Below are 6239 nucleotides of genomic sequence, written 5' to 3' on the forward strand. Positions count from 1 at the left end.
AGGACCTTCGGGACCGACCCACCCAACCCTCAAATCGTGAACGCCAGATTGTCGACGACGCGTGTGCCCACCGTGGTGTTACCGCGAAGCGAGATGTCGGTTCGGTGATCGGACGCGTGGACGCGGCCACCGGCAATTCGGGTGAAGAGCGGTGAGCTCATCGTGATGGTCGTTGTCGCCGGACCATCCAGTTCCGGAACGAGCGTTGCACGCGCGTCGACGGAGACGTGAAGTGAACGGGCAAGTGGCCCTTCGAGTTCGAAAGTGATCCGTGCTCCCTCTGGCGCCTTTCCTCGTTTTCCGACGACAAATCCGAGCGCGCTGGTGATTTCGCCGAATGCAGTCTCCGCGCGCAGTCCGCCTTCTTCGCCTGGAATGCCAACTGCGTCTCTGATGTCGAGTTCGTGCATCCAACAGTCGAAGGTCCGGATACGCATGAACCGGCCATAAGGCGCAAGACCAACCGGAGTTTGTGTCTCTGTGTCCCAGTCCGCGCTGGTCATCGAGCGCAGCGCTTCGGTTCGCTCGGCGGTGATGTCGCGATATCGGGCCAGCAGGTCCGTGTGCGGTGTCCGCCTCAGGCCTTCGACCCAGCGCTCGTTGAACGCCGCAATCTCGTTGTGGACGTGGGGCAATGCGTGCACGTCCAGATTGATCGACGGCGGATTGATGCCCGCGAGCAGTGATTCCGTACCGATCAGGTGGGACACGATGTCGTGAACCGTCCACCCCGGTAGGTTCGACGGAGCCAACCACTGATCGCCGTCGAGTTCGGCAAGCAGTGCGTCGATGACACTCCATTCCTCGGTCAATGCGTCGACTACTGAGTCCTGGGGCCAACCACTCATGTGGACATCTCCTGTTTCGGACGGTGCGGTTCTCCTCACTGTATGTCGCGGCGGATAAGTGAGCGGGCATTCCCAGGCTTCGAGTCGGTGTCGCCAAAGATCCGAGGGAGGCAGAGTTCCTGTGGTAGACCAGGATTGTCGACGCCGAAGCAGGCTCACGCGGCGTTGTCGTCACCGACAGAGGAGTCTTCGTGTTTCCAGGAAATTTTGTCCAGTCCACGCCGGACAAGCCCGCCGTCATTCGCCCGGCGACGGGTGAGTCCATCACCTATCGGGAACTCGACGAACGGTCGACGCGGCTGGCGCGGTACTTCCGAAGCGTCGGTGCCAAGCCAGGGGACCACGTCGCTCTCATCTCGAACAACGATCTGCGGGCGTTCGAGGTCTATTGGGCGGCGTTGAGGTCAGGTCTGTACATCACTGCGGTGAACTGGCATCTCACCGCTTCGGAGGCTGCCTACATCGTCGACGACTGCGAGGCGACAATTCTGGTCGCGTCAGGGCAGGCGTCGGCAGCAGTTCCGTTGGACGAGAAGCTGATTCCGCGCGTTCGTCATCGATTGGTCTACGGCGGCACTCTCGAGGGTTTCGACGACTACGAGGAGGCGATCGACGCTCAGTCCGCCGATCCACTCGACTCGCAGCCACGTGGGGCGGACATGCTGTACTCGTCCGGAACCACCGGCAGGCCCAAGGGGATCAAGGGAGGTCTTCCGGAGGGTGAGGTGGACACCACCATGGATCCGTACACAGCGGTATTTGCGCCGATGTACGGGTTCGATTCCGACACAGTCTATTTGTGCCCGGCGCCGGTCTATCATGCGGCGCCCCTGCGCTTTTGCGGCGTGATCAATTCGGTCGGCGGAACCGTGATCTTGATGGATGCCTTCGAAGCCGAGACTGCGCTGGAATTGATCGGTAAATACGCTGTGACGCACAGTCAGTGGGTGCCGACGATGTTCGTTCGAATGCTGAAACTTCCCAAGGAGACCCGCGATCGTTACGACGTCTCGACGGTCAAAGTCGCAATTCACGCGGCTGCTCCTTGCCCGCCCGAAGTGAAGACGGCAATGATCGACTGGTGGGGGCCGGTGATTCACGAGTACTACGCCTCGACCGAGGGGTCGGGAGCCACCTTCATCAACAGTGAGCAGGCCTTGTCACATCCGGGTTCCGTCGGTCGTGACGGCGTGATGGGAATCGTGCACATCTGTGACGACGGTGGGCGCGATCTTCCGGTCGGCGAGATCGGTACCGTGTTCTGGGAACGAGAGACTCTGCCGTTCCGTTACCACAACGATCCCGAGAAAACGGCTGCCGCGCAGCATCCCGATCATCCGACGTGGACGACAAGTGGAGATATCGGATACATCGATTCCGAGCGCTTTCTTTATCTGACCGATCGCGCGGCATTCACGATTATCTCTGGCGGCGTCAATATCTATCCGCAGGAGTCCGAGAACATCCTCACCTTGCATCCGAAGGTGTTCGACGTGGCAGTCATCGGTGTTCCCGATGAAGAAATGGGTGAACAGGTCAAGGCGGTTGTCCAACTTGCGGAGGGAATCGAGCCGAGCGCCCATGTCGCCGAGGAATTGCTGGAATACGTCCGCAGCCAGGTTGCACATTTCAAAGCTCCGAGAAGCATTGACTTTGCCGACGAATTGCCTAGGACCGCGACAGGAAAACTCGTGAAGCACAAGTTGCGGTCTCAATATGTGAGCAATTGACCCTCAGGCGAAATGCTAGGACATCAGAGTATTTCTGCAAGATAGTCGGCAAGGACCTGCGCATGGCTGTACGGCAGGTCCTTGCTTGCTGTCAGCAGGACAACGGGTCGAGCATCCGATGTCGGTGCGATGCATTGAACGTATTCGCGAACTGGAGATGCATCTAATTCGTCGATGTATCTGCTTTTGAATGCGTCGAAACGGGTGTGGTCGTGGCCGTACCATTTTCGCAATTCAGGGGAGGGTGCCAAGCCCTTCGGCCAGTCGTCGTACTGCAGGTTTTCGCGTTTGACGCCGCGTGGCCAGAGTCGGTCGACGAGGAGGCGGACGGCGTTACATTCGGAAGCAGGTTCGTAAACTCGCTCGACGGTGATGATTCGGCGCGCCATTGTGATGCTTTTACGTCTTTCGGCCGTTTCAAATAGTGGAATAGCCCGCCATTCGAGTGTGATCGGCCTCACAGTAGGCTTCTCCGGGTATGTCCAAACATACTGTTCGGACTCGATTCAGATGGAGAAAGTGCGTCGTCGGTTTCCCTACGCCGCGGTAACTCTGGCTACTATCAGTCACCATTCACCCAAAAGCGGGTCATCTTCCGCTCATCACATGCTGGTTGCCGCTCGTCGCAGCAGGCGAACCACCAACCGCAGAAGGTAATGGAAAATGGAAACATCGAAGAGCGCACAAGTGCGTCCGTCGGTCGGCGTCCCTCGAGAATCGAGTGACGGTGAGCGTCGGGTCGCGTTGGTGCCCAAAATTGTGTCCGCTTTGATCGGCAAGGGTGTCGTCGTCGTCGTCGAGTCCGGGGCCGGTCTCGGGGCGTTGATTCCCGACGAGCTCTATACCGCTGCCGGCGCGAAGATCGGCGATCCGTGGACTGCCGACGTTGTGGTCAAGGTCGCGCCCCCGTCGACGGAAGAGATCGCCCGGATCAGCACCGGCGCGAAGCTCATCGGTTTCTTGAATCCGCGTAATGCAGACAACCGCATCGCCGAATTGAAGGCCGCCGGGATCGAGGGATACGCCGTGGAGGCGATTCCCCGTATCTCCCGCGCGCAGGTGATGGACGCGTTGTCCTCGCAGGCGAACGTGTCCGGGTACAAGGCTGTTCTGTTGGCAGCATCGGAGTCGACGCGGTTCTTCCCCATGCTCACCACCGCTGCGGGCACGGTGAAGCCTGCGACCGTTCTGGTGCTCGGAGTGGGTGTGGCAGGTCTGCAGGCGCTGGCGACAGCCAAGCGTCTCGGTGGCCGCGCTACCGGGTACGACGTGCGCCCTGAGGTCGCAGACCAGGTGCGTTCGGTGGGTGCACAGTGGCTCGACCTCGGAATCGACGCGGCGGGCGAGGGTGGATACGCCCGCGAGTTGACCGACGACGAGCGAGCGAAGCAGCAGCAGGCACTCGAAGACGCGATCAAGGGCTTCGACGTTGTGATCACCACGGCTCTGGTTCCGGGTCGTCCCGCGCCGCGCCTGGTGACCGCTGCCGCGGTCGAAGGGATGAAGCCGGGCAGTGTCGTGGTCGACCTCGCGGGTGAAACCGGTGGTAACTGCGAGCTGACCGAGCCGGGTCAAACTGTTGTCAAGCACGGCGTGACCATCTGCTCTCCGCTGAATTTGCCGGCGTCCATGCCTGAGCATGCGTCGGAGTTGTACTCGAAGAACATTTCCGCGCTGATCGAACTGATGTTGGTGGACGGCGCACTCGCGCCCGATTTCTCCGACGAGGTTCTGGCCGGTGCGTGCGTCACCCGTGAAGAGAAGGGCGCCTGATGTACACATCACTTCTGGCGAACATCGCGATCCTGGTGTTGTCCGGGTTCGTCGGTTTCGCTGTGATCTCCAAAGTTCCGAACACCCTGCACACCCCGCTGATGTCCGGTACGAACGCCATCCACGGCATCGTCGTCCTGGGTGCGCTGGTCGTCCTGGGCAAGGTGCACGATCCTTCGATCGGGTTGCAGATCATCTTGTTCGTCGCGCTCGTCTTCGGAACCGTGAACGTTGTCGGTGGTTTTGTGGTCACGGACCGCATGTTGGCGATGTTCAAGGCCAAGCCGGCCGCCAAGTCTGTGTCGAAGGATGGTGACCAGTAATGGAATACCTGGTCAATGCGCTCTACATTGTCGCGTTCTCGATGTTCATCTACGGCCTCATGGGTCTTACCGGCCCGAAGACCGCAGTCCGCGGCAACCAGATCGCCGCGGTCGGCATGCTCATCGCCGTCGTCGCAACTCTGATCTCCATTCGTGATGCGGAGATGGGGAACTGGATCCTCATCGCGGCCGGCCTCGTCATCGGTGTCGTGCTCGGTGTGCCGCCGGCGCTCCGCACGAAGATGACGGCCATGCCGCAGTTGGTCGCACTGTTCAACGGTGTGGGCGGCGGCACCGTCGCGTTGATCGCGTACGCGGAATTCCTGGACTCGGACGGGTTCACCGCATTCCAGCACGGAGAGTCGCCGACGGTGCACATCGTCATCGCTTCGCTCTTCGCCGCGGTGATCGGATCGATCTCCTTCTGGGGCAGCGTGATCGCGTTCCTCAAACTGCAGGAAACCCTGCCTGGTCGTCCGATCGGAATCGGCAAGCTCCAGCAGCCGCTCAATGCTCTGCTGCTCATTGCCGCAATCGCGTTCTCGGTGATCATCGGTATCAAGGCGATCTCGCCGGAAGGCCCGACCAGCTCACTGTGGATCGTTGGCGTGCTCGTACTCTCGGGCATCCTCGGACTGATGGTCGTGCTGCCTATCGGCGGCGCGGACATGCCCGTCGTCATCTCGCTGCTCAACGCTCTGACCGGTTTGTCGGCTGCTGCTGCAGGTTTGGCGCTCAACAACCAGGCGATGATCGTCGCCGGCATGATCGTCGGTGCTTCGGGCACCATCTTGACCAACCTCATGGCCAAGGCCATGAACCGGTCCATCCCGGCCATCGTCGCCGGCGGTTTCGGTGGCGGCGGCGGAGAAGCGCCGTCTTCCGACGGCGTCGTGCGCACGGCAAAGGCGACCTCGGCGGCCGACGCGGCTATCCAGATGGCCTACGCCAACCAGGTCATCGTCGTCCCCGGATACGGACTTGCCGTCGCGCAGGCTCAGCACGCCGTCAAGGACATGGCGAAGTTGCTCGAGTCGAAGGGCGTCGAAGTCAAGTACGCCATTCACCCGGTCGCCGGCCGTATGCCCGGTCACATGAACGTTCTTCTTGCAGAAGCGGATGTCTCGTACGACGCGATGAAGGAAATGGACGACATCAACGACGAGTTCGCGCGTACCGATGTCACCTTGGTGATCGGCGCGAACGACGTCACCAACCCGGCGGCGCGCAACGATCCGAGCTCGCCGATTCATGGAATGCCGATCCTCAACGTCGACCAGTCGAAGTCCGTCATCGTGCTCAAGCGTTCGATGAACTCCGGTTTCGCCGGTATCGAGAACCCGCTCTTCTTCGCCGAGGGCACCTCGATGCTCTTCGGTGACGCCAAGAAGTCGGTCTCCGAAGTTACCGAGGAACTCAAAGCGCTGTAGCGCTGGCACTCGGAAGGGGCGTCCACTCGCAAGAGCGGGTGGTCGCCCGTCTTGGTGGGCGGGTGCTGCAACGGGTTGGTGTGGTGGAACGGCAAATGCGCCGGGTGCGAGGGAAAACAGGGGTCCGGCGCCGCT

Annotated in this window: 6 protein-coding genes; 4 read left to right on the forward strand and 2 right to left on the reverse strand. The window is 60.9% G+C overall.

Annotated features, from left to right (window positions below; genetic code table 11):
- Window positions 1-29: 29 nt before the first annotated feature.
- On the reverse strand, window positions 30-848 hold the full coding sequence (locus ACWF6P_RS30460) for a maleylpyruvate isomerase family mycothiol-dependent enzyme (protein ID WP_452623527.1): 819 nt from the start codon (window positions 846-848) through the stop codon (window positions 30-32).
- 191 nt (window positions 849-1039) lie between these two features.
- On the opposite strand from ACWF6P_RS30460, the gene ACWF6P_RS30465 reads away from it, so the two are divergent.
- Entirely contained in the window at window positions 1040-2578 is a 1539-nt protein-coding gene (locus ACWF6P_RS30465) for an AMP-binding protein (RefSeq protein WP_452623528.1), read from the forward strand.
- A 23-nt stretch (window positions 2579-2601) separates the two neighbouring features.
- Here the strand turns inward: ACWF6P_RS30465 and ACWF6P_RS30470 are convergent, their stop codons facing one another.
- Window positions 2602-3039 (reverse strand): DUF488 domain-containing protein, encoded by a 438-nt coding sequence (locus ACWF6P_RS30470; RefSeq protein ID WP_452623529.1) that lies wholly within the window; start codon window positions 3037-3039, stop codon window positions 2602-2604.
- A 202-nt stretch (window positions 3040-3241) separates the two neighbouring features.
- Between ACWF6P_RS30470 and ACWF6P_RS30475 the strand changes: the two genes are divergently transcribed.
- The 3 genes from ACWF6P_RS30475 to ACWF6P_RS30485 are packed head-to-tail and all read left to right on the forward strand — an operon-like array spanning window position 3242 to window position 6104.
- Complete coding sequence (locus ACWF6P_RS30475) at window positions 3242-4351, forward strand: Re/Si-specific NAD(P)(+) transhydrogenase subunit alpha (RefSeq protein ID WP_452623530.1); 1110 nt, start codon at window positions 3242-3244, stop codon at window positions 4349-4351.
- The gene (locus ACWF6P_RS30480) at window positions 4351-4674 is read left to right on the forward strand and encodes an NAD(P) transhydrogenase subunit alpha (protein WP_003941319.1); all 324 of its coding nucleotides are present in this window, start codon (window positions 4351-4353) and stop codon (window positions 4672-4674) included. The genes ACWF6P_RS30475 and ACWF6P_RS30480 overlap by 1 nt, the downstream gene beginning before the upstream one ends.
- Window positions 4674-6104: an NAD(P)(+) transhydrogenase (Re/Si-specific) subunit beta gene (locus ACWF6P_RS30485; protein WP_230817005.1), complete on the forward strand. Its 1431-nt coding sequence runs from the start codon at window positions 4674-4676 to the stop codon at window positions 6102-6104. Before ACWF6P_RS30480 ends, ACWF6P_RS30485 begins: the two co-directional genes overlap by 1 nt.
- Window positions 6105-6239 lie beyond the last annotated feature (135 nt).

The organism is Rhodococcus sp. NPDC055024, assembly GCF_053608585.1.